Genomic DNA, 23,102 nt, shown 5'->3' with positions numbered 1-23,102 from the left:
TATTTACCCTTCGATGTTCAGCGCATCGTTCACGAGCGCTTGCTGTTGTGCTTTGTGCGAGGAGGCCAGACCCGTGGCGGGCGAGGCGGAGGCGGAGCGGCCGGCATAGACCGGGCGCGTGTGTTTCGCGCCGATGCGGGTCAGCACCCATTCGATGTTCGGCTCGACGAAGGTCCAGGCGCCCTGGTTCTTCGGTTCTTCCTGGCACCAGACGATCTCCGCGGATTTGAAGCGTTCGAGCTCCTTGACCATGGAGAGCGCGGGGAAGGGGTAGAACTGTTCGAGGCGCAGGATGTAGGTGTCGTCCTTGCCGGCGGCGTCGCGCGCCTCGAGCAGGTCGTAATAGACCTTGCCCGAGCAGATCACCACGCGTTCGATGTCCTTGTCGGCCTTGAGCTTCAGCTCCGACTTGCCGGTGCCCATGTTGGCGTCGGCATCGTCCCAGAGGACGCGGTGGAAGGAGGAGCCCTCGAGGAAGTCGGCAGCCGTGGAGGTCGCGAGCTTGTGGCGCAGGAGCGATTTCGGCGTCATCAGCACCAGCGGCTTGCGGAAGGAGCGGTGCAGTTGCCGGCGCAGGATGTGGAAGTAGTTCGCGGGCGTCGTGCAGTTCGCGACGATCCAGTTGTCCTCGGCGGACATCTGGAGGAAGCGTTCGAGGCGCGCGGAGGAGTGTTCGGGGCCCTGGCCCTCGAACCCGTGCGGCAGGAGCATCACGAGGCCCGACATGCGCAGCCACTTGCGTTCGCCCGAGGAGATGAACTGGTCGAACATGATCTGCGCGCCGTTGGCGAAATCGCCGAACTGGGCTTCCCACATCACGAGCGCGTTGGGTTCGGCCAGCGAATAGCCGTATTCGAAGCCGAGCACGGCATATTCGGAGAGCATCGAGTCGATGACCTCGTAATGCGCCTGGCCGTCGCGAACGTGGTTGAGCGGGTAGTAGCGCTCCTCGGTCTTCTGGTCGATGAGGGCGGAATGCCGCTGGGAGAAGGTGCCGCGGGTGCTGTCCTGGCCGGAGAGGCGGACGGGATAGCCCTCGGTCAGCAGGGAGCCGAAGGCCAGGGCCTCGCCCGTCGCCCAGTCGAAGCCTTCGCCGGTCTCGAACATCTGCGCCTTGGCCTCGAGCTGCCGGGCCACGGTCTTGTGGATGTTGAACGCCTCGGGATAGCTCGTGAGCGCGCGTCCGACGGCGGCCATGGTCTCTCCGGAGATGGCGGTCTGGCCGCGCTGGTATTCCTCGCCCTCGCGGTCGAGATGCGACCAGCGGCCGTCGAGCCAGTCGGCCTTGTTCGGCTTGAAGGTCTTGCCGGCCTCGAACTCGTCGTTGAGCTGGGCCTGGAAGGCGGCCTTCATGTCCTCGATCTCGCCTTCGGGGATGAGGCCGTCGGCGACGAGGCGTTCGGTGTAGAGCTGGAGCGTGGTCTTGTGCCGCTTGATGTTGGTATACATCGCCGGGTTGGTGAACATCGGCTCGTCGCCTTCGTTGTGACCGAAGCGGCGGTAGCAGAAGATGTCGATCACCACGTCCTTGTGGAATTTCTGGCGGAATTCGGTCGCGACCTTGGCGGCGTGGACCACGGCCTCCGGGTCGTCGCCGTTCACATGGAAGATCGGCGCCTCGACCATCAGCGCGATGTCGGTCGGGTAGGGCGAGGAGCGCGAGAAATGCGGCGCGGTGGTAAAGCCGATCTGGTTGTTCACGACGATATGGATCGTGCCGCCGGTGCGGTGGCCGCGCAGGCCGGAGAGGCCGAAGCATTCGGCCACGATGCCCTGGCCGGCGAAGGCGGCGTCGCCGTGCAGCAGCACGGGGATGACGGTGTTCCGCTCCTTGTCGTTATACTGGTCGGTCTTGGCGCGGGCCTTGCCGAGCACGACGGGGTTCACCGCCTCGAGATGCGAGGGGTTCGCGGTCAGCGACAGGTGCACCTTGTTGCCGTCGAATTCACGGTCGGAGGAGGCGCCGAGGTGGTATTTCACGTCGCCCGAGCCGTCCACGTCCTCGGGCTTGAACGAGCCGCCCTGGAATTCGTTGAAGATCGCGCGATAGGGTTTGCTCATCACGTTGGCGAGCACGGAGAGGCGGCCGCGGTGCGGCATGCCGATCACGACTTCCTTGGCGCCGAGATTGCCGCCGCGCTTGATGATCTGTTCCATGGCGGGGATCAGCGCCTCGCCGCCGTCGAGGCCGAAGCGCTTGGTGCCCATGTATTTCACATGGAGGAACTTCTCGAAGCCTTCCGCCTCGACCAGCTTGTTGAGGATGGCGCGGCGGCCTTCCTTGGTGAAGGCGATCTCCTTGCCGTAGCCCTCGATCCGCTCCTTCAGCCAGCCGGCCTCCTCGGGGTTCGAGATGTGCATGTATTGCAGCGCGAATGTGCCGCAATAGGTGCGTTTGAGCACGTCGAGGATCTGGCGCATGGAGGCATGGGCGAGGCCCAGGACATTGTCGATGAAGATCGGCCGGTCCATGTCGGCCTCGGTGAAGCCGTAGGATTTCGGATCGAGCTCCGGGTGCGGGTCCTGGTCGCGCATCTTCAGCGGGTCGAGATCGGCGATGAGATGGCCGCGGATCCGGTAGGCGCGGATGATCATGATCGCGCGGATGCTGTCGAGCACGGCGCGCTTGACCTGGTCCTCGGTGACGGCGACGCCCTGTTCGGCGGCCTTCTCCCGGATCTTGTCGGCGGCCTTGCCGGCGGCGGCGACGGGTTCGGCCCACTGGCCGTCGAGGGCATGGGTCAGATCGTCGTTCGGCACGGGCGGCCAGTCCGGGCGCGCCCAGGACGGCCCAGCCGCCTCGGCGGTGACATCGGAGGCCGCGTCACCCAGCGACTGAAAGAACTCGGCCCAGGAGGCGTCCACGGAGGAGGGATCCTGTGTGTACCGCGCGTAGACCTGTTCGAGGTATTCCGCGTTGTGCCCCTGCATGAAGGAGGAGGCGTGGAAGATGTCGTTGGGGCTCTGGTCGTTCATCGTCTTGACCTTGTCTGAGGTGCGTTTCCGTTTTCCGGCCGGCACGCGTCGCCTGATGTGGATATGCCTGCGTCCCATTAACACGGGGCGCAGGCGGATGTGTCAAATCGCGTCGCGGTGAGCGATCAGCCCTTGGCGATCGCCTCCTTCACGGCCTCGCCGAGGGTGGCGGGGCTGTCGGCAACGACGATACCGGCGGATTTCATCGCCTCGATCTTGCTTTCCGCGTCGCCCTTGCCGCCGGCGACGATCGCGCCCGCGTGGCCCATGCGGCGGCCCGGAGGGGCGGTGCGCCCGGCGATGAAGCCGGCGACCGGCTTCCAGCGGCCTTTCTTCTTCTGTTCGGCGAGGAATTCGGCGGCTTCCTCCTCGGCGGTGCCGCCGATTTCGCCGATCATGATCATCGAGGTGGTTTCCGGGTCGTCGAGGAACATGTCGAGCACTTCGATATGCTCGGTGCCCTTGATCGGGTCGCCGCCGATGCCGACCGCGGTGGACTGGCCGAGGCCGAGGTCGGAGGTCTGCTTCACGGCCTCATAGGTGAGCGTGCCGGAGCGGGAGACGACGCCGACCGAGCCGCGCTTGTGGATGTGACCCGGCATGATGCCGATCTTGCAGGCGTCGGGCGTGATGACACCGGGGCAGTTCGGGCCGATCAGGCGGGACTTGCTGTTGATCAGCGCGCGCTTCACCTTCATCATGTCGAGGACGGGAATGCCCTCGGTGATGCAGATGATGAGCTCCATCTCCGCGTCGATCGCCTCGAGGATCGAGTCGGCCGCGAAGGGCGGCGGCACGTAGATCACGGAGGCATTGGCCTCGGTCTTTGCCCTGGCTTCGTGCACGGAGTTGAACACCGGCAGGTCGAGATGGGTCGTGCCGCCCTTGCCCGGCGTCACGCCGCCGACCATCTTCGTGCCGTAGGCGATGGCCTGTTCGGAGTGGAAGGTGCCCTGCGAGCCGGTGAAGCCCTGACAGATGACCTTGGTGTTTTCATCAACGAGAATTGCCATGTCTGTTAGCCCTTCACTGCTTTCACGATTTTCTGGGCGCCGTCCTTGAGATCGTCGGCCGCGATCACGTTCAGACCGGAGTTCTGGATGATCTCCTTGCCGAGCTCGACGTTGGTGCCTTCGAGGCGCACCACGAGCGGAACCTTGAGGCCCACCTCCTTCACCGCCGCGATCACGCCCTCGGCGATGATGTCGCAGCGCATGATGCCGCCGAAGATGTTCACGAGGATGCCTTTGACGTTCTCGTCGGAGGTGATGATCTTGAAGGCTTCTGTCACCTTCTCCTTGGTCGCACCGCCGCCCACGTCGAGGAAGTTGGCCGGTTCGGCGCCGTAGAGCTTGATGATGTCCATCGTGGCCATGGCGAGGCCCGCGCCGTTCACCATGCAGCCGATCTCACCGTCGAGCGCGATGTAGTTCAGGTCGTGCTGGGAGGCGGCGAGCTCCTTGGAGTCCTCCTCGGTCTCGTCGCGCAGGCCGACGATGTCGGGATGACGGTAGAGCGCGTTGCCGTCGAAGCCGGCCTTGCAGTCGAGGCATTTCAGGTCGCCCGTATCGGTGACGATCAGCGGGTTGATCTCGAGCATCTCCATGTCCTTCTCGACGAAGAGACGGTAGAGGTTGGAGATGAGCTGCACGCATTGCTTGACCTGCTTGCCGCTCAGGCCGAGGGAGAAGGCGACGCGGCGGCCGTGGAAGCCCTGGAGGCTGGTGGCGGGGTCGATCGAGAAGGAGAGGATCTTCTCCGGCGTGTTCGCGGCGACCTCCTCGATGTCCATGCCGCCCTCGGTGGAGGCGACGATGGAGACGCGGGAGGACTGGCGGTCGACGAGCAGGGCGAGGTAGAGTTCACGCTCGATATCGGAGCCGTCCTCGATATAGATGCGGTTCACCTGTTTGCCGGCGGGGCCGGTCTGATGGGTGACGAGCGTGTGGCCGAGCATGGCCTGGGCTTGCTGCGCGGCTTCCTCGACGGATTTGGCGAGGCGCACGCCGCCCTTTTCGCCGGCGCCGGCTTCCTTGAACTTGCCCTTGCCGCGGCCGCCGGCGTGGATCTGGGCCTTCACCACCCAGAGCGGGCCGTCGAGCTCTCCGGCCGCCGTTTTCGCATCGGTCGCGTTGAGAACGACACGACCGTCGGAAACCGGTGCGCCGTATTCCTTGAGAAGGGCTTTCGCCTGATACTCGTGGATGTTCATAAGAGATACCTCTCCCTGGTTCTATCGCGGTTCACATGACACAGGGCAGCGGCCGGAAAAAAGGGATTTCAGCGGGCTGAGCGGGAATTGGCGCATGTTTCGGGGATTTGTGATCACACGCGCGATTGCTGTGATCACAAATTTTCTAGGGGCCGCAACGCGCCGAATCAAATGGAGATTCATGTCGGGACCGGCGGGGCGGAGGCGCGCGCTCGCAGGCGGGGGACGCCGGCGGGGCGGGCGATGGCGAGGCCGGGGCGGCATCTGTTTCCGGGCGGCTCCGGCCCCGTCACATGTCAAACCCGGCCGTCCTGAAGAGCGCCGCCTCGCGGTGGCGCAGGAGGGCATCGAAGCCGGTGCGGCCGAGGTCGAGGCCGTCGCAGTCGCGGGGACGGAACGGCGCCGTGTCGAGCACGCCGAGGGCATCCAGCATTGCCGCCTGCCGCGCGTCGAGCTGCTGCACGCCGCGGACCAGGGCCATGACCTCTTCGGGCTGGCCGGCATGGGAGCGGACGAAGCGGTATTGCCTCTCGCGCGCCGCGCCGATCTGGCGTTTGGGCCCGGAATAATTCTCGAATGCCTTGCGCAGCAGCTTCAGCGCATAATGGAGCGGCGTGAGCCCGTCGAAATGGAGGAGCATCCGCCCCGGTGCGCGGGCGAGATCCGGCGTGATCCGGTCGGGGCCGGGCAGCTTCGGATGGTGCACGCCCATCTCCCAGTCGTGGCCGGTCGGGACGATGGTCTTGCCGACGCGATGGCCGGTGAGGCCATGGGCGAGGTATCGGGCGAAGTCCCCGTAGACGGCCGCGGCGTCGGCGTCCGGGAAGTCGACGGGGGTGCGGAAGGCGCCCCCGAACAGGTGCATGCCGGGATCGCCGGCGAGATAGACGCGCTCGCGGTTGCGCAGGACCAGGCCCTTCGAGCGGTCGGCGGAGGCGAGGGCGGCGGAGAGGGCGGCCCGGTCGGAGACGAATTCGTCGGCATCGCAATGCAGCAGCCAGTCGCAGGAGGTCTGCCGGTAGATGCGGGTGGAGACGAAGCGTTGGCGCCCGGTGTGGCGTTCGGGGCGGCGGCCGCGGTTGGTGGCGTCCCAGAAGGCCTGGTCGAGCACGGTGAGGCGGCAACCGGACAGGCCCGAGAGCAGGCGGTCGGCCTCGGGGTCGGGACGGTCGAGGAAGAGATGGACCTCGGAGGCGCCGAGGGCGAGATGATGGCGGGCGAAGGCGGCGACGAGCGGGGCGGGTTCGTCGACCAGCGCCACGACGGCCCATGTGGGGGAAGATGTCATGTCGGTGCTTTCGGGGGTCGCCAAAGGAAAACCCCGCGCTCCGGGCGGGCGCGGGGTCGTTTTCAGCACATGCCGGGACGATCAGGCGAGGTTGCTGTCGATGCCCTTGCAGGCCTCGACGAGGCCCTTCACCGCGTCCACGGATTTGTCGAACATCGCCTGCTCTTCCTTGTTGAGCTTGATGTCGACGATCTTCTCGATGCCGCCGGCGCCGATCACGGTCGGGACGCCGACATACATGCCGTTCACGCCGATTTCGCCGTCGCACCAGGCGGCGCAGGGCAGCACGCGCTTCTGGTCCTTGAGATAGGCCTCGGCCATCTCGATGGCGGAGGTCGCCGGGGCGTAGAAGGCGGAGCCGGTCTTCAGCAGGCCGACGATCTCGGCGCCGCCGTCACGGGTGCGCTGCACGATCGCGTCGAGCTTGTCCTGGGTGGTCCAGCCCATGTCCACGAGATCCGGGAGGGGGATGCCGCCGACGGTGGAGTAGCGCACGGAGGGCACCATCGTGTCGCCGTGGCCGCCGAGCACGAAGGCGGTGACGTCCTTCATCGACACGCCGAATTCCACGGAGAGGAAGTGGCGGAAGCGCGCGGAGTCGAGCACGCCGGCCATGCCGACGACCTTGTTCGTGGGGAGGCCGGAATATTGCTGGAGCGCCCAGACCATCGCGTCGAGCGGGTTGGTGATGCAGATCACGAAGGCGTTCGGGGCGTGCGCCTTGATGCCTTCGCCGACGGATTTCATGACCTTGAGGTTGATGCCGAGGAGATCGTCGCGGGACATGCCGGGCTTGCGCGGCACGCCGGCGGTGACGATGCAGACATCCGCGCCCGCGATGTCGGCGTAATCGTTCGTGCCCTTGAGCGTGGCGTCGAAGCCCTCGGACGGACCGGATTCGGCGATATCGAGCGCCTTGCCCTGCGGGGTGCCTTCCGCGATGTCGAAGAGGACGACATCGCCGAGTTCCTTGATGGCTGCGAGGTGGGCGAGCGTGCCGCCGATTTGACCTGCGCCGATGAGGGCAATCTTGGGTCGGGCCATGGATCAGTCTCCAAACAGTTGGTGAGATTGGCGCATGGGTAGCCCTTAAGGCGCGTTCACGCAAGGCTGCGCTGCGGCATGCCGGTTGGTTTCCGCCCGCGTTAGCGTTAAACCGGCCGGGAAGCTGCCGAAATTCTCGCATGCAAGTGCATACCGAAGGGGCGTCCGCGATGTTGCTGGATCTGGAATTCTACCTGTTCGCCGTTCCCGCCGTCATTTTCGCCGGCATGTCCAAGGGCGGGTTCGGGTCGGCGGCGGCCTTTGCGGCGACGCCGTTCCTCGCGCTGATTCTGACGCCGGGACAGGCGGTCGGGCTGATGCTGCCGCTGCTGATGGTGATGGATGTGACCGCGCTGCGCATGTTCTGGCGCAAGTGGGACACCCGGATCGCGCTCGTGCTGATCGCGGGGGCGGTGCCCGGCATCCTTTTCGGCACGCTGCTCTACGGCATGGCCGATCCGCGGGTATTCAAGGCGCTGATCGGTGCGGTCGCGCTGGGTTTCGTGGGCTGGCAGCTTGCGCGGGCGCGGGGCTGGATCCGTCCGGCGCGGCGCGCGCTCGGGCGCGGGGCGGGGATCTTCTGGGGCGCGGTGACCGGGTTCACGAGCTTCATCAGCCATGCCGGAGGGCCGCCGGCCGCCGTCTACATGCTGTCGCAGAAGATGGACAAGACGACCTATCAGGCGACGAGCGTGCTGGTGTTCTGGGCGGTGAACCTGATGAAGGTGGTGCCCTACAGCTTTGTCGGGATCTTCAGCCGGGAGAGCCTGGTGGCCGATCTGACCCTCGTGCCTGCGGCGGTGGTGGGTGTTCTCGCCGGAGCCTGGCTGCACCACCGGATCCCGGAGCGCGCCTTCTTCGCGCTTGCTTATGTCTTCCTTGTGATCACGGGGACGAAGCTCATCTTCGACGCGCTGACCGGATAGGCAGGGCGGCGGGGTTTCTGCGCTGCGGAAATTTTTCCTTGCGATTTGGTGCGTTTCTGTGGCCTCTTGCGCAACAATATTGCGGAGGAAAAAGAATCATGACCGGTATCGCGACCCGCCCCTATCGCTCGGCCCTCTATATTCCCGGATCGAAGGAGCGCGCGCTCGAAAAGGCGAGGGGGCTGGCCTGCGACGCCATTCTCTTCGACCTCGAGGACGCGGTGGCCCCCGACGAGAAGGTCGGGGCGCGCGGGGTGCTGAAGGGGGTGCTGGCGGCGGGCGGCTACGGCAACCGGGCAAAGATCGTGCGGGTGAACGGGTTCGACACGCCATGGGGCCGCGACGACGTGGCGGCCTTTGCCGGAACCGCGATCGACGGCATCCTCCTGCCGAAGGTGGAGAGCGCGGCGATGGTGGAAGAGCTGGCGCAGGCCATTCCCGAGGTGCCGCTCTGGGCGATGATGGAGACGCCGAAGGGCATGTTGAACGCTGCGGAGATCGCGGCGCATCCGCGCATGGCGGGCTTCGTGATGGGGACGAACGATCTGGCGAAGGAGCTGAACACGCGCTTCCGGGCGGACCGGCTGCCGATGATGGGCGGGCTGCACCTGTGCCTGATCGCGGCGCGGGCTCATGGCATTGTCGCGATCGACGGGGTCTATAACGCCTTTAAGGACGAGGAGGGGCTGCGCGCGGAATGCGAGCAGGGGCGGGACATGGGGTTCGACGGCAAGAGCCTCATTCACCCCGCGCAGCTTGAAACCGCGAATGCGGCCTTTGCGCCGACCGAGGCGGAAATCGCGCTCGCGCAGCGGCAGATCGCCGCCTTCGAGGAGGCCGAACGCGCCGGGCAGGGGGTTGCGGTCGTGGATGGTAAAATCGTCGAGAACCTGCATATCGTGACGGCGCGGGCGACGCTCGCGAAACACGACGCCATTCAGGCCATGGGGTGACGGCGGCGCAGGTATGCGTGCGCGCGCGCCCCGTGGAAAGGAGACAGCCATGCCTATTCTCATTCTCGGGGTTCTCATCTGGGCGGGGGCGCATCTGTTCGCGCGGCTCGCCCCGGCATCGCGCGAGCGGCTGGGCCGCAGGGGGAAGGGCGCCGTTGCGCTCGCCCTGCTCCTCGCCGTCGTGCTGATGGTGGTCGGGTTCCGGGCGAGCCCGCTCCTGCCGGTCTGGGAGCCGCCCGCTTTCCTGCGCCATCTCAACAACCTGATGGTGCTGGTCGCGATCTACATGATGAGCCCGGCTCCGGCGAAGGGCGTGGTGCTGAACCGGCTGCGCCACCCGATGCTTCTGGGCTTCGCGCTCTGGGCGCTGGCGCATCTGCTGGTGAACGGCGATCTGGCCTCCATCGTCCTGTTCGGCGGGCTGCTCCTCTGGGCGCTCGTGGAGATCGCCGCGATCGACCGCGCCGAACCGCAGTGGGCGGGGCGGCCGCGCGGCACATTCGGCAAGGACGCGATGTTCCTTGTCGCCTCGATCGTCCTCTACGGGGTGATCGGGGTGGTTCATGGCTGGGTCGGGCCCTCGCCCTTCCCGATGTAAGGAGATGCGGATGAAAGCCTACAGGCTGCTCACCGAAGACGACACCTCGGCCTTTTGCCACAAGGTGACGGAGGCGCTGAACAAGGGCTGGGAGCTCCACGGATCGCCCAGCTACGCCTATGACCACGGCACGGGAAAGATGCGCTGTGCGCAGGCAGTGATCAAGGAGGCGGAGGGGGAGTATTCGCCCGACGTCAAGTTGGGAGGGCTGTGAGGTGAAGACCAATCCGGGGCATTTCTTCGAGGATTACAGCATCGGGCAGCGGATCGACCATGCGGTGCCGCGCACCGTCACCACCGGCGAACGAGCGCTGTATCACGCGCTCTATCCCGCCCGCCATGCGCTTTTCAGCTCGGACGAGTTCGCGGAACGGTGCGGCTTCGACCAGTCGCCGCTCGACGAGCTGATCGCCTTCCATGTCGTCTTCGGCAAGTCGGTCCCGGATATCTCGCTCAACGCCGTCGCCAATCTCGGCTATGCCGAGGGGCGGTGGCTGAAACCCGTCTGGCCGGGCGACACCCTGCGTGCGGTGTCCGAGGTGATCGGGCTGAAGCAGAATTCGAACGGCAGGTCCGGCGTCGTCTATGTGCGCACGACCGGGTTCAACCAGTGGGACGAGCCGGTGCTCGACTATGTGCGCTGGGTCATGGTGCGCAAGCGCGATCCCGAGGCGCCCGCGCCGGAGACGGTCATTCCCGATCTCAAGGGCGCCCTCGATGCGGCGGATCTGGTGGTCCCCGAGGGGCTCGATTTCCTGCAATACGATTTCGGGCTCGCTGGCGAGGCGCATCGCTTCGGCGATTACGGGATCGGGGAGAAGATCGACCATGTGGACGGGGTGACCATCGAGGACGCCGAGCACATGATGGCGACCCGGCTCTGGCAGAACACCGCGAAAGTGCATTTCGACGCGACGCATCGCGAGGACGGCAGGCGTCTGATCTATGGCGGGCATGTGATCTCGCTCGCCCGTGCGCTGTCCTTCAACGGGCTCGCCAATGCGCAGATGATCGTCGGGCTGAACGGCGGAGCACATGCCAATCCCTGTTTCGCCGGCGACACGGTGCGGGCCTGGAGCGAGGTGCTCGACAAGGCGGAGACGCCGGCACCCGGCGTGGGGGCGGTGCGGCTGCGTCTCGTGGCCTACAGGCATGGGGCGCCGGAGTTCGCCCTGAGGACGGAGGAGGGGAAATATCACCCCGACGTGCTGCTCGATCTCGATTACTGGGCGCTGATGCCGGTCTGAGTGCGGCCGGCGCCGGATTTGTGATCGCAGGGGCTGGCCGCGTGCCTCCGGCGCGGCCGGTTTCATCGGGGGGACGGGATTCGGATCCCTGAAAAACCTAGAAAAAAACTCGGAAAAGGCTGGTCTGCGATTTATGTGATCACACGATAAATCTTGTGATCACATATGGAGGCGAGAGTGGCGTAAATCGGTCAAATCCGGCGGATTTAGCGCTCACAGGTGGTGACTCGGTCGCAGAAAGGTTTATAGGAAAGCCAAATCGCAACCCGCATCACTCGTGAAAGGACATCGAGCATGGCTGATGTGAATCGCGGCAACAGACCGCTGTCCCCCTTTATGATCGGGCCGTATTACCGGCCGCAGATGACCTCGATCTCCTCGATCATGGTGCGGATCACCGGAATCGCATCGCTGGGGACGGTCTTCCTCGTCGTCTGGTGGCTGCTGGCCGCGGCGACGTCCGAGAGCGCCTTCGGCTTCATCGACGGGCTGCTGCGCAGCTGGTTCGGCGACCTGGTGCTGTTCCTCGCATCCTGGGCGCTCTGGTATCACATGTTCGGCCGCCTGCGCCATGTGATCTGGGATTTCGGCTATATGCTCGACGTTCCGCGCTCCGAGAAGATGGGGTGGGGCATGTTCATCGGGGCCACCGTGCTGGCCGTCGTCACGGCCGTCGTGGTGTAAGGGAGGCAGACATGAATTTTCTCACCGATCGCAAAGGCGCAACCGGGCTCGGCTCCGGACGGAGCGGAACGGATTTCCACTGGAAGATCCTCGTCACCTCGGTCCTTCTGGTCGTGCTCGTGCCGCTTGCCGTCTTCACCTTCGGCGCGGGCCTCGGCGGCACGCGGGAGGAGGTGCTCGCCTATTTCAGCCATCCGTTCGTCGTGATCGTCATGGCGCTGGCGCTGGTCGTCGGCATCTCCCATTTCCTGATGGAGGCCATCGACGCCATCGAGGATTACATCGGCGGAATTCCCCGCAAGCTGACGCTGATCGCCGCGAACGCGTTCGCCTATACGCTGATGGCCACTGGCCTCTTCGCTCTCTTGAAACTCGCTCTTCAGTGACGCGCGGCAAGGACTAAAGACAATGACAGCAGCATACGAATACGAAACGCACGAATATGACGTGGTTGTGGTCGGTGCGGGCGGCTCCGGTCTGCGCGCCACCCTCGGCATGGCCGAGCAGGGCCTGCGCACCGCGTGCGTGACGAAGGTGTTCCCGACGCGCTCTCACACGGTGGCCGCGCAGGGCGGCATCGCCGCCTCGCTGTCCAACATGGGGCCGGACAACTGGCAATGGCACATGTACGACACGGTGAAGGGCTCCGACTGGCTCGGCGACACCGACGCGATGGAATACCTTGCCCGCGAAGCGCCCAAGGCCGTCTACGAGCTCGAGCATTACGGTGTGCCGTTTTCGCGTACCGAAGAAGGCAAGATCTACCAGCGCCCCTTCGGCGGCCACACCACCGAATTCGGTGAAGGCCCGCCGGTGCAGCGCACCTGCGCCGCCGCCGACCGCACCGGCCACGCGATCCTGCACACGCTCTACGGCCAGTCGGTGAAGAACAACGCCGAATTCTACATCGAATATTTCGCGATCGACCTGATCATGTCCGAGGACGGGCAATGTCAGGGCGTGGTCTGCTGGAAGCTCGACGACGGCACCTTCCACGTCTTCAACGCCAAGATGGTCGTGCTGGCCACCGGCGGCTATGGCCGTGCCTATTTCTCCGCGACCTCGGCGCATACCTGCACCGGCGACGGTGGCGGCATGGTGGCGCGCGCGGGTCTGGCGCTTCAGGACATGGAATTCGTGCAGTTCCACCCGACCGGCATCTATGGCTCCGGCTGCCTGATCACCGAGGGCGCGCGCGGCGAGGGTGGTTATCTCACCAACTCCGAGGGCGAGCGGTTCATGGAACGCTACGCGCCGACCTACAAGGACCTCGCGCCGCGGGATTATGTGTCCCGCTCGATGACGATGGAGATCCGCGAGGGCCGCGGCGTGGGCGAGCACAAGGACCACATCTTCCTCAACCTCAGCCACCTTCCGGCGGAGGCGCTGGCCGAACGCCTTCCGGGCATTTCCGAGAGCGCGAAGATCTTTGCCGGCGTGGACGTGACCAAGGAGCCGATCCCCGTCCTGCCGACCGTGCATTACAACATGGGCGGCATTCCGACGAACTATCACGGCGAGGTGCTGAACCCGACGGCGGACAACCCGACCGCCGTGGTGCCGGGGCTGATGGCGGTGGGCGAGGCGGGCTGTGCCTCCGTGCACGGGGCGAACCGCCTCGGGTCCAACTCGCTGATCGACCTCGTCGTCTTCGGCCGGGCCGCCGCGATCCGCGCGGGCCAGGTCGTCGACAAGGCCGCGCCGAACCCGGAGCTGAACCGCGCCTCCGTGGACAAGGCCTTTGCCCGGTTCGACAGCCTGCGCCACGCCAATGGCGGCACGCCGACCGCCGAGCTGCGCCTCGAGATGCAGCGCACGATGCAGGCCGACGCCGCCGTGTTCCGCACCGACAAGACGCTGAAGGAAGGCGTGGAGAAGATGACCTCCGTTGCCGCGAAGCTCGACGACCTGCATGTCACCGATCGCACGCTGGTGTGGAACTCCGACCTGATGGAGACGCTCGAGCTCACGAACCTCATGCCGAACGCGCTTGCGACGATCGTCGGCGCCGAGGCGCGCAAGGAGAGCCGCGGGGCGCATGCCCACGAGGATTACCCCGAGCGCGACGACAAGAACTGGCGTATCCACACGATTGCCCGCGTGGACGGCAACAGCGTCGAACTGAGCTATCGCCCGATCATCGAGGCGCCGCTGACCACCGAAGCGGAAGGCGGCATCAGCCTCAAGAAGATCGCGCCGAAAGCGCGGACGTTCTGATCCAGCGACCTGCATGGCCGCTCTCCGGGCGGCCATCTCCTGTAACCGGACACGATCCATGACCCTGAAACTTTTCTGGTGGAATGAGCAGCCGAACTTCGGAGATCGCATCTCCGGGGATATCGTTGCCCATGTTTCCGGCCAGGAGGTGGAGTGGGCTCCCCCGCGGGCTGCGGCGCTGATCTCCACGGGCAGCATCATGTCTGCGGCGCGGCGCAGTTTCAAAAGCGGTCGCGCCGACCGGCCGTGGATATGGGGAACGGGGGCGATGAAGCCGCTGCCCGCCGATTTCGTGGATCACGTTCGCATTGCGGCTCTGCGTGGCCCCGTCACCCGCGAGCTTTTGGGTGCTGAGACCGAGATCTTCGGCGATCCGGGGCTCCTGATGCCCTTCGTTCTGGGCGAAAGGATCGCGCAGGAGGACAAGATCGGCATCGTTCCTCACCAGTCTCGGGTGGAGGAGATCACCGAATTGCTGCGGGGAAGCCGGCAGGACCTCGTGGTGATTGATCCCCGTGCGGAAAATCATCTCGATGTCGTGCGGGAGATTGCCTCCTGCAAGGCGATCTTCTCGTCGAGCTTGCACGGGCTGATCATCGCGGATGCCTTCGGGGTGCCGAATGTCTGGCTCGACCCGGCGGGAAATCATCCCTTTGCGCGGCTGAAATTCTACGATTACGCCGCGGGGATCGGGCGGGCTTTGCCCTTGCCGGTGCCGCTCTCCGCGATTGGCGCCGTGCTGGAGGCGGGCGTTCCCGGAATTTCCTACGCGGAAGGGATACGTGCCGCACAACATCGGTTGTTCGACAGTTTCCCGACAGAACTCAAAACCGCGAACGCGCCCAAGGTTCCGGCCGCGTTCGAGATGGAGGTGGCGGTATGATCCTGCGTCACATCCCGGATAAGGCGGAGGCGGGCACCGGGGAACCGGTGCATGTCTCTCTCGACCGGAAATCACACAACGCCCCCAGGGGCATCATAAACGGAAGACCCGCACGCGGGCCCAAACACGAGAGGCCGGCCCCGCGCCGCAAGGAGGACTGACATGGTTCAATTCAACCTTCCCAAAAATTCGCGGATCGTGACCGGCAAGACCTGGCCGAAGCCCGAGGGCGCGACCAATCTGCGCAAGTTCCAGATCTATCGCTTCAATCCCGAGGACGACAGGAATCCGAGTGTCGACACCTATTTCGTCGATATGGACAAATGCGGTCCGATGGTTCTCGACGCGCTGATCAAGATCAAGAACGAGATCGACCCGACGCTGACCTTCCGCCGGTCCTGCCGCGAGGGGATCTGTGGCTCCTGCGCGATGAACATCGACGGGATCAATACGCTGGCGTGCATCTACGGGCTCGACGAGATCCGGGGCGACGTGAAGATCTACCCGCTGCCGCACATGCCGGTGGTGAAGGACCTGATCCCGGACCTGACGCATTTCTATGCGCAGCATGCCTCGATCATGCCCTGGCTCGAGACCAAGACCAACCGTCCCGAGAAGGAATGGCGCCAGTCGATCGAAGACCGCAAGAAGCTCGACGGTCTCTATGAATGCGTGATGTGCGCTTCCTGTTCGACGGCCTGCCCGTCCTACTGGTGGAACGGCGACAAGTACCTCGGCCCGGCTGCGCTCCTGCACGCCTATCGCTGGATCATCGACTCGCGCGACGAGGCGACGGGCGAGCGGCTCGACCAGCTCGAGGATCCGTTCAAGCTCTATCGCTGCCACACGATCATGAACTGCGCGAAGACCTGCCCGAAGGGTCTCAACCCGGCCGCGGCCATCGCGCATATCAAGAAGATGATGCTCGAACGCGCGCACTGAGCCGCGCCGTCCCTGCGCACGATCCGAAGACCCCGCCCTCCGGCGGGGTTTTCTTTTGCGGGGACTTCCCCTTGCGCCCGGCGGCGGAACGGAACATCGTCCGGAAAAACTTCCAGAGGCTGTAGTCATGCGCAAATCCATTGGTGCCCGTTTCCTGATCGTCGCCCTGCTGACGCTTCTCATGTTCATTCCGCTGTTCTTCGTCTCCGACATCGTGCAGAGCCGGAAGACCTATTCCCAGAGCACGCTCCGGGAGGTCGGGCAGGAATGGGGCGGAGAGCAGGTGATCGCCGGCCCCCTGCTCGTCGTGCCGGTCGAGGAGACGGTGGAGCGGACCGAGAGCGAGCCGGTGGTCGACCCGGAGACGGGCGAGGTGGTGATGAATGCCGACGGAACGCCGCGCGCGCGGCAGGTGACGCGGCGCGTGACCGTGCCCCGTGCGCCGATCCATGTCTACCCGCGCCGCTTCGACGTGGAGGTGGACACGGAGACCGAGGTGCGCAAGCGCGGGATCTTCACCGTGCCGGTCTATCGTGCGGCGCTCGTCATGCAGTTCGACTTTCCGACCGAGGAGATCGCGGCGCAGGCGCAGGGCGAGGAGGCGATCCTCTGGGATCAGGCACGGCTCGTGCTTTCGCTGTCGTCGAACGCGGCGCTGCGCGGCGAGGCGGTGCTGACGGTCGACGGGACCGAGGAGCCGCTCGAACCCATCGCCTCCGCGGACCGTGCGGCGGGGATCATGGCGAGCCTCGGCGACCCGCGTGCGCGGGGGGACTACCGCCTCGCGCTCACGCTCAACGGCGCGCAGTCCTTCCAGATCGCGCCGGTGGGGCGGCAGACCTCGGTGACGCTCACCTCCGACTGGCCGCATCCGAGCTTCGGCGGGGCCTTTCTGCCGGATGGGTCCGAGATCACGGAGGAGGGCTTTTCCGCCACCTGGACGATCCCGCATCTCGCGCGGACGCTGCCGCAGATCACGCGGGAGGACTACACCGACGCGCTGCGGTATGGCATGGCCTTCGGCGTGGACCTGATCGAGCCGAACGATTTCTATCAGAAGTCCTTCCGCGCGGCGAATTACTCGATCCTCTTCATCGCGCTCACTTTCCTCACCGTGCTGCTGGTGGAACGCGGGACGGAACGCCCGGCGCATCCGGTGCAATACATCCTCATCGGGCTGGCGCAGTCGATCTTCGTCCTGCTGATGGTCGCCTATTCCGAACAGATCGGATTTGCCGCCGCCTATGGCGTGGCGGCGGGGGCGACGATCCTGCTCCTGACCTTCTTCGGCTGGGTGGGGCTGAAGCTCGGGAAGCGGACCGCGGTGCTCGCGCTGATGCTCGTCGTGCTTTACGGGGTGCTCTACCTGATCCTGCAATCGGCGGATTACGCGCTTCTGGCCGGGGCGAGCCTTGCCTTCGTCGCGCTCGCGGCGACGATGTATTTCACCCGCAACGAGGACTGGTACGGGCCGGAGGGCACGACCTTCTGGGGCCGGACGAAGCGGGAGAAACCCGCGCCCGCCGCCGGTCCGCCGCAGAAGTAACCCAAGCGTGACCGCGCCGCCGTTCCCCCCGGCGGCGCTTTGCGCTAGGGCAGGGATATGCTGGTTCTGCTTCCCCTCATCGTGATCGCTGTCTATCTCGGCCTCTACCTGATGCGCAGCGGGCGCACCGCCGATTGCCGCTGGCGCCAGACGGGGCGCGATGCGGAGGGGATCGACTGGGCCTGTCCGGTCTGCGGCGGGTCGACGCGCACGGAAAAGGGCGAGCCGCGTTTCTGTGCGGCAAAGCCAGCACCCTGAAATCCGGCGGTTTTTCTGCGTTGCAGCGAGGGCATGGCGACTATGCGCCGAAAGGGGGCTGTGCCCGCGGGGTTTGCATCCTAAGTCCGGGGTCAAGGGAGGGCCGAAAGACCCCGAACGGAGATGAGACGATGACCCTGCACGATGCCGCCCTGACCAAGGATGCCGAGAAAGCCGCGATCAAGGTTGCCGACTGGCTCGAATATTACGCCCCGGCCACGCCGGCGGTGAAGGTGAGCGAAGAGATCGCCCCGCGCAAGCTCGCGGCCCTCGAACAGATGTACGCCTATTACGAGGCCTGATCCCAGGCGCTCGTCCGGTTGAAAAGCCCCGCGCTCCGACGAGAGGCGGGGCTTTCGCATGTCAGCAGTAGCGTTCCACGCCGAAAAGCTGCGTGTCCGAATAGCGGTCGCCTGCCGCCCAGCCCGCGGGCAGGATCTGTTCGATCTCCCAGAGATCGTCCTCCGACAGACCGATCTCCGCGGCCTGCGCCCAGTCCGCAAGGTGTTCCGCGGTACGGGTGCCGGGGATCGGGATCAGGTGGTCGCCCTGGTGCAGCACCCAGGCGATCGCGAGGGCCGGAGGCGTGACGCCCTTGTCTTCGGCGAAGCGGCGGAAGGCGCGGATATAGTCCATGTTCTCCGACCAGTTCGGCTCCAGGAAGCGGGGGTTCTGCTTGCGGAAATCGTGGCTCCCGAAACTCTGCGGATCGAGATCGCCCACACCCAGGGCGCCGCGCCCGATGGGGGAGAAGGGGATGAAGGCGATGCCGAGGTCCTCGCAGGTCTGGATCACCCCGAGTTCGGGCAGCCGCGTCCAGAGCGAATATTCGTTCTGCACCGCGGTGAGGGGCACGACCCTGTGTGCCCGCCGGATCGTGGAGGGCGCGACCTCCGACAGTCCCCAGGCGTCGATCAGCCCTTCCTCGATGAGCCGGCCCATGGTTTCGGCGACCTCCTCGACGGGGCGTTTCTCCTCGCGGCGGTGGATGTAGTAGAGTTCCACCTTGTCCCGGTTCAGCTTCTGAAGCGAGCTTTCGAGTTCGGCGCGGATATAGTCCGCATCGTTCGAGTAGTGGCGCGGCGGGCCGGGGATGATCCCGGCCTTCGTGGCCAGTGTGATCCTGGCGCCGGTCTGTTTCAGATACTGCCCGACGATCCGTTCTGCCCGGCCCATGCCGTAGATATTCGCCGTGTCCCAGAAGTCGATCCCGGCGGCCGCGACGGCGGCGAGCGTTTCGAGGCTGGTATCGTCGTCGGCGGGACCGAAGAACCCGCCGAAGCTCATGCTTCCGAAGCCGATGGCAGAGACCGTCGGACCCTCCGCACCGAGGCGGCGTTTGGGCATCGTCATGAAAAATCCTTTGTTGCGCGTCGTGAAAGACGGTTCACCGGCTCCAGAGCACCTCTGCCTCGCGGGTGGACCGGTCCACAGAGTAACGTGTTTCGCCGGAGGGGCAACAGCGTGGATCGTCATCCTTGAGCGTGGTCATGGTCAATTCGATGCGCTCCGGGAAAAACGCCGTGTCCCGCGGCTGGTGGCCGAACACGCCGGACACCGGGCCGAGATAGGCAAGCGAGACCGGCTCCTGCATCACGCTGAAATGGCCGACCGCGATGGAGGTCGATCCGGCCGAGCCCTCGATCCATTCATAGACAACGCCGAGCGCCTCGGTCGCCTGGGCCGGGTCGGCGTGGTTCGGCAGGAAGAAGGATGCCTCCACATGTTCGGGTTTTCCCGCGAGGTCGGAAAAGAGGGCGGGGTCGAGATTGGGCCAGTCCTGCGCGGCCAGCGGCAGGGGCAGCGCAAGGGGCAGGGCGAGAGAGAGGAGGCTGAACAGGGCGCGCATGGATCACTCTTCACGATGGGCTGTGCCCCGAAAGAGTGACCCGTCGCGCGATTCCGATCAAGCCTCAGGCAAAGGCCGCCTCGAGCGCGATCTCGACCATGTCGCCGAAGCTGCGTTCGCGGTCGTCCGACGGCAGGGCCTCATGGGTGAGCAGGTGATCGGAGACGGTCATGATGCCGAGCGCGCGGACGCCGTGGCGGGCTGCGAGGTTGTAGAGCTCGGCAGTCTCCATCTCCACCCCGAGGATGCCGTGCCGCACCATGATCTCGTTGAGGTCCGGGCGTTCGTCGTAGAAGACGTCCGAGGAATAGATTCCGCCGACATGGACGCCGACCTCGCGCCTGCGCGCGGCGGCCACCGCGGCCTCCAGAAGCCCGTAATCGGCGCAGGGCGCGAAGTTCAGCTCGCGGAAGATGCCGCGGGAGGGGGTCGAGAGCGTGGTGGCGGTCATGGCGATGACGATGTCCCGCAGCCTGATCCGCTCCTGCATGGCGCCGGCGGAGCCGATGCGGATCAGCGTCCTGGCGCCATATTCGGTGATGAGCTCGTTGGCGTAGATCGACAGGGAGGGCATGCCCATGCCGGAGCCGTGGATGGTGACACGGTTGCCCTTCCACAGGCCGGTATAGCCGTACATGCCCCGCACCTCGTTCACCAGCCGGGCCTCCTCGAGAAAGGTCTCGGCCGCCCATTTCGCGCGCCGCGGATCGCCGGGCAGGAGGACGGTTTCGGCGATGTCGCCTTTGGCGGCGGAGATATGGGGCGTCGGCATGTCGGCTTTCCTGCGATTGCGGTTGGAGTGCCAGCCTAGCCGCTCGGGCGGAAAGGGCAAGATCGCGGGCCGCGACGTCACCGCAGGATGCGGAAGCCTGTGTCGTCGGGTGCCTGCGCGGAGGTGACGCGCACATCGCTGACCGCCGCCGCGCCGGGGCCGTCCCAGAAGGCGGTGCACATCTCCTCGACCGCTGCGTCCGGGCCGGAGACGAGCGCCGTGACGGATCCGTCCTCCTCGTTGCGGACCCAGCCGGAGAGGTCGAGCGCATCGGCGCGCGCCTTGGTCCAGGCGCGGTAGGCGACGCCCTGGACGCGGCCGGTGATGCGGATGTGACGCGAAAGCTGTGCCATGGCGATCAAGCTATGGCGCCGGGGCCGTGCGTCAACGTCATTCGGCGGCCTTCGAGGCCGGGTCGACGAGGCCGACGATGTCGAACATGATGCGGTTCAGTTCGAAATCCTTGGGCGTGTAGACGCGCGCAACGCCCATGGCGCGCAGGCGCGTGGCGTCCTCCTCGGGAATGATGCCGCCGACGATCACCGGGACATGGCCGAGCCCTGCCGCGCGCATCCGCTCGATGAGATCCGCGATGAGCGGCAGGTGCGAGCCCGACAGGATCGACAGGCCCACGACATGCGCCGCGTCACGTCCCGCCGCTTCGACGATCTCGGCGGGGGTGAGGCGGATGCCCTCGTAGGTGATGTCCATGCCGACATCGCGGGCGCGCGCGGCGATCTGTTCGGCGCCGTTCGAGTGGCCGTCGAGGCCGGGCTTGCCCACGAGGAACTTGAGCCTGCGCCCGAGGGCGGCAGACACGCGCGCCACCTCGTCGCGGATCCCGTCGAGCCCTTCGGTGCGGTTCGACGGGTTCGCGGAGACGCCGGTGGGCCCGCGATACTGGCCGAAGACCGCGCGGACCACGTCGCCCCATTCGCCGGTGGTCGCGCCGGCCTTCGCCGCCTCGATGGAGGCGGGCATGATGTTGGTGCCGTCCTGTGCCGCCTGACGCAGCCGTGCCAGAGCGGCCTTCACCGCCGCCTCGTCGCGCTCCGTGCGCCACGCGTTCAGCCGCCCGATCTGGTCGGCTTCGGCCTCCGGATCGGCCTTCATGATCGCGCCTTCGCCGGTGGTGAGCGGGGAAGGCTCTCCGACGGTCCAGCGGTTCACGCCCACGACCACGGTCTCGCCCTCCTCGATCCGGCTGATCCGCTCGGCATTCGCCTCCACGAGGCGCGATTTCATGTAGTCGATCGCGCCGATGGCCCCGCCCATCCCGTCGAGCGTGTCGAGCTCGGCGCGCGCGCCCTCCTTCAGCGCCGCGACCTTCCGCTCCACCGCCGGATTGTCCTCGAACAGGTCGTCATATTCAAGCAGGTCGGTCTCGTAGGCGAGGATCTGCTGCATCCGGAGCGACCATTGCTGATCGAAGGGGCGCGGCAGGCCCAGTGCCTCGTTCCAGGCCGGAAGCTGCACCGCGCGGGCGCGGGCGTTCTTGCTGAGCGTCACGGCGAGCATCTCGATCAGGATGCGGTAGACGTTGTTTTCCGGCTGCTGTTCGGTCAGGCCGAGGCTGTTCACCTGCACGCCGTAGCGGAAGCGGCGGAACTTCGGATCCTCGACGCCGTAGCGGTCGCGCGTGATCTCGTCCCACAGCTCGACGAAGGCGCGCATCTTGCACATTTCGGTGACGAAGCGGATGCCCGCGTTCACGAAGAAGGAGATCCGCCCGACCATGGCGGGGAAGGCCTCGGCCGGCACCTTTTTCTTGAGATCGTCGAGAACGGCGATGGCGGTGGCCAGCGCGAAGGCCAGTTCCTGCTCCGGCGTCGCGCCGGCCTCCTGCAAATGGTAGGAACAGACGTTCATCGGGTTCCATTTCGGCAGATGTTCGCGCGTATAGGCGGCAACGTCGGTGATCATCCTGAGCGAGGGGTGCGGCGGACAGACATAGGTGCCGCGCGAGAGATATTCCTTGATGATGTCGTTCTGGACCGTGCCCTGAAGTTTCGAGACATCCGCGCCCTGTTCCTCCGCCACTGCGATATAGAGCGCGAGGAGCCATGGCGCGGTCGCGTTGATCGTCATCGAGGTGTTCATCTGTTCCAGCGGGATCTCATCGAACAGCATCCGCATGTCGCCCAGATGCGCGACCGGCACGCCGACCTTGCCGACCTCGCCCCTGGCAAGCTCGTGATCGCTGTCGTAGCCGGTCTGCGTCGGCAGGTCGAAGGCCACGGACAGCCCGGTCTGCCCCTTGGACAGGTTGGTGCGATAGAGCGCGTTCGAGGCCTGTGCGGTCGAATGACCGGCATAGGTGCGGAACAGCCAGGGCTTGTCCCGTGCGATCTCCGTTTTCGCGTCCGACATGGCAGATCTCCCCAGATTGGCGAAGAAACAATATTTCTCGATTTGAGTTATGCGTAAAATATTGTGGCATTGTCAATTCGCCGCAATGCGGCGGGGGCGCTGAATGTCGGGCCGTCGGGGAATGACGCAAGGAAATTTCTGCGGGATTTTGGGATTTTTCTCTTTCCAGCCCCCCGCTTGGATAGGAATTTTGAAATCCATGAGATTATTTAATTTCAAAATATGATGAAAAATAATTGAAATATTGCGCACGAAATTATATTACCAAGCCAAGGCGACGCGATTCTGCGTCGCGGCACGGACATGACCCCAAGGCCCGGCCACTCCCGGAGCGGGG

23 protein-coding genes are annotated in these 23,102 nt (G+C 65.5%); 13 read left to right on the top strand and 10 right to left on the bottom strand.

The window, feature by feature from the left end; genetic code table 11:
• Nucleotides 1-3: 3 nt before the first annotated feature.
• From P73_RS19530 to mdh, 5 genes are all read right to left on the bottom strand, one after another.
• Nucleotides 4-2,976, bottom strand: a complete 2,973-nt coding sequence (locus P73_RS19530; protein ID WP_043870887.1) for a 2-oxoglutarate dehydrogenase E1 component — start codon at nt 2,974-2,976, stop codon at nt 4-6.
• Nucleotides 2,977-3,101: 125 nt separating this feature from the next.
• Nucleotides 3,102-3,989 (bottom strand): succinate--CoA ligase subunit alpha, encoded by an 888-nt coding sequence (gene sucD / locus P73_RS19525; RefSeq protein WP_043870886.1) that lies wholly within the window; start codon nt 3,987-3,989, stop codon nt 3,102-3,104.
• A gap of 5 nt (nt 3,990-3,994) precedes the next feature.
• The gene (gene sucC, locus P73_RS19520) at nt 3,995-5,188 is read right to left on the bottom strand and encodes an ADP-forming succinate--CoA ligase subunit beta (protein ID WP_043870885.1); all 1,194 of its coding nucleotides are present in this window, start codon (nt 5,186-5,188) and stop codon (nt 3,995-3,997) included.
• 289 nt (nt 5,189-5,477) lie between these two features.
• Entirely contained in the window at nt 5,478-6,476 is a 999-nt protein-coding gene (locus P73_RS24580) for a glycosyltransferase family 2 protein (protein ID WP_083373479.1), read from the bottom strand.
• Between the two features lie 81 nt (nt 6,477-6,557).
• Nucleotides 6,558-7,520, bottom strand: coding sequence for a malate dehydrogenase (gene mdh / locus P73_RS19510; RefSeq protein WP_043870884.1), 963 nt, complete (start codon nt 7,518-7,520; stop codon nt 6,558-6,560).
• 170 nt (nt 7,521-7,690) lie between these two features.
• Between mdh and P73_RS19505 the strand changes: the two genes are divergently transcribed.
• From P73_RS19505 to P73_RS26040, 13 genes are all read left to right on the top strand, one after another.
• Nucleotides 7,691-8,446: a sulfite exporter TauE/SafE family protein gene (locus tag P73_RS19505; protein ID WP_043870883.1), complete on the top strand. Its 756-nt coding sequence runs from the start codon at nt 7,691-7,693 to the stop codon at nt 8,444-8,446.
• A 98-nt stretch (nt 8,447-8,544) separates the two neighbouring features.
• On the top strand, nt 8,545-9,399 hold the full coding sequence (locus P73_RS19500; protein WP_043870882.1) for an HpcH/HpaI aldolase/citrate lyase family protein: 855 nt from the start codon (nt 8,545-8,547) through the stop codon (nt 9,397-9,399).
• A 49-nt stretch (nt 9,400-9,448) separates the two neighbouring features.
• A complete protein-coding gene (locus tag P73_RS19495) occupies nt 9,449-9,997 on the top strand; it encodes an NnrU family protein (protein ID WP_043870881.1) in 549 nt (182 codons plus the stop codon).
• 10 nt (nt 9,998-10,007) lie between these two features.
• A complete protein-coding gene (locus P73_RS19490; RefSeq protein WP_043870880.1) occupies nt 10,008-10,211 on the top strand; it encodes a DUF1737 domain-containing protein in 204 nt (67 codons plus the stop codon).
• A 1-nt stretch (nt 10,212) separates the two neighbouring features.
• Entirely contained in the window at nt 10,213-11,244 is a 1,032-nt protein-coding gene (locus P73_RS19485; protein WP_043870879.1) for a MaoC family dehydratase, read from the top strand.
• A gap of 294 nt (nt 11,245-11,538) precedes the next feature.
• The gene (gene sdhC, locus P73_RS19480; RefSeq protein WP_043870878.1) at nt 11,539-11,928 is read left to right on the top strand and encodes a succinate dehydrogenase, cytochrome b556 subunit; all 390 of its coding nucleotides are present in this window, start codon (nt 11,539-11,541) and stop codon (nt 11,926-11,928) included.
• An 11-nt stretch (nt 11,929-11,939) separates the two neighbouring features.
• Nucleotides 11,940-12,314, top strand: a complete 375-nt coding sequence (locus P73_RS19475) for a succinate dehydrogenase, hydrophobic membrane anchor protein (RefSeq protein ID WP_043870877.1) — start codon at nt 11,940-11,942, stop codon at nt 12,312-12,314.
• A gap of 22 nt (nt 12,315-12,336) precedes the next feature.
• On the top strand, nt 12,337-14,145 hold the full coding sequence (gene sdhA, locus P73_RS19470; RefSeq protein ID WP_043870876.1) for a succinate dehydrogenase flavoprotein subunit: 1,809 nt from the start codon (nt 12,337-12,339) through the stop codon (nt 14,143-14,145).
• 58 nt (nt 14,146-14,203) lie between these two features.
• On the top strand, nt 14,204-15,028 hold the full coding sequence (locus P73_RS19465) for a polysaccharide pyruvyl transferase family protein (protein ID WP_052453427.1): 825 nt from the start codon (nt 14,204-14,206) through the stop codon (nt 15,026-15,028).
• 162 nt (nt 15,029-15,190) lie between these two features.
• Nucleotides 15,191-15,970 carry a succinate dehydrogenase iron-sulfur subunit gene (locus tag P73_RS19460; RefSeq protein WP_043870875.1) on the top strand — a complete coding sequence of 260 codons (780 nt, stop codon included), beginning with the start codon at nt 15,191-15,193 and terminating at the stop codon, nt 15,968-15,970.
• A gap of 127 nt (nt 15,971-16,097) precedes the next feature.
• Nucleotides 16,098-17,516 carry a cell envelope integrity protein CreD gene (gene creD / locus P73_RS19455; RefSeq protein WP_074743281.1) on the top strand — a complete coding sequence of 473 codons (1,419 nt, stop codon included), beginning with the start codon at nt 16,098-16,100 and terminating at the stop codon, nt 17,514-17,516.
• A 57-nt stretch (nt 17,517-17,573) separates the two neighbouring features.
• Nucleotides 17,574-17,774 carry a hypothetical protein gene (locus P73_RS19450; protein ID WP_043870874.1) on the top strand — a complete coding sequence of 67 codons (201 nt, stop codon included), beginning with the start codon at nt 17,574-17,576 and terminating at the stop codon, nt 17,772-17,774.
• Between the two features lie 131 nt (nt 17,775-17,905).
• Nucleotides 17,906-18,076 (top strand): hypothetical protein, encoded by a 171-nt coding sequence (locus tag P73_RS26040; protein WP_158401960.1) that lies wholly within the window; start codon nt 17,906-17,908, stop codon nt 18,074-18,076.
• A gap of 61 nt (nt 18,077-18,137) precedes the next feature.
• Here P73_RS26040 and P73_RS19445 read toward each other — a convergent pair whose 3' ends face one another.
• The 5 genes from P73_RS19445 to P73_RS19425 all read right to left on the bottom strand — a co-directional run bounded on the left by P73_RS19445 (nt 18,138) and on the right by P73_RS19425 (nt 22,765).
• Nucleotides 18,138-19,127 (bottom strand): aldo/keto reductase, encoded by a 990-nt coding sequence (locus P73_RS19445; protein ID WP_245629200.1) that lies wholly within the window; start codon nt 19,125-19,127, stop codon nt 18,138-18,140.
• A 34-nt stretch (nt 19,128-19,161) separates the two neighbouring features.
• Nucleotides 19,162-19,623 carry a hypothetical protein gene (locus P73_RS19440; RefSeq protein ID WP_043870873.1) on the bottom strand — a complete coding sequence of 154 codons (462 nt, stop codon included), beginning with the start codon at nt 19,621-19,623 and terminating at the stop codon, nt 19,162-19,164.
• A 64-nt stretch (nt 19,624-19,687) separates the two neighbouring features.
• Complete coding sequence (gene deoD, locus P73_RS19435) at nt 19,688-20,395, bottom strand: purine-nucleoside phosphorylase (RefSeq protein ID WP_043870872.1); 708 nt, start codon at nt 20,393-20,395, stop codon at nt 19,688-19,690.
• 77 nt (nt 20,396-20,472) lie between these two features.
• A complete protein-coding gene (locus P73_RS19430; protein WP_052453600.1) occupies nt 20,473-20,748 on the bottom strand; it encodes an acylphosphatase in 276 nt (91 codons plus the stop codon).
• Nucleotides 20,749-20,785: 37 nt separating this feature from the next.
• Complete coding sequence (locus P73_RS19425; RefSeq protein WP_043870870.1) at nt 20,786-22,765, bottom strand: protein meaA; 1,980 nt, start codon at nt 22,763-22,765, stop codon at nt 20,786-20,788.
• Nucleotides 22,766-23,102 lie beyond the last annotated feature (337 nt).

Source organism: Celeribacter indicus (assembly GCF_000819565.1).
Lineage (GTDB): Bacteria > Pseudomonadota > Alphaproteobacteria > Rhodobacterales > Rhodobacteraceae > Celeribacter > Celeribacter indicus.
This window is presented reverse-complemented; position numbering and strand designations above follow the sequence as displayed.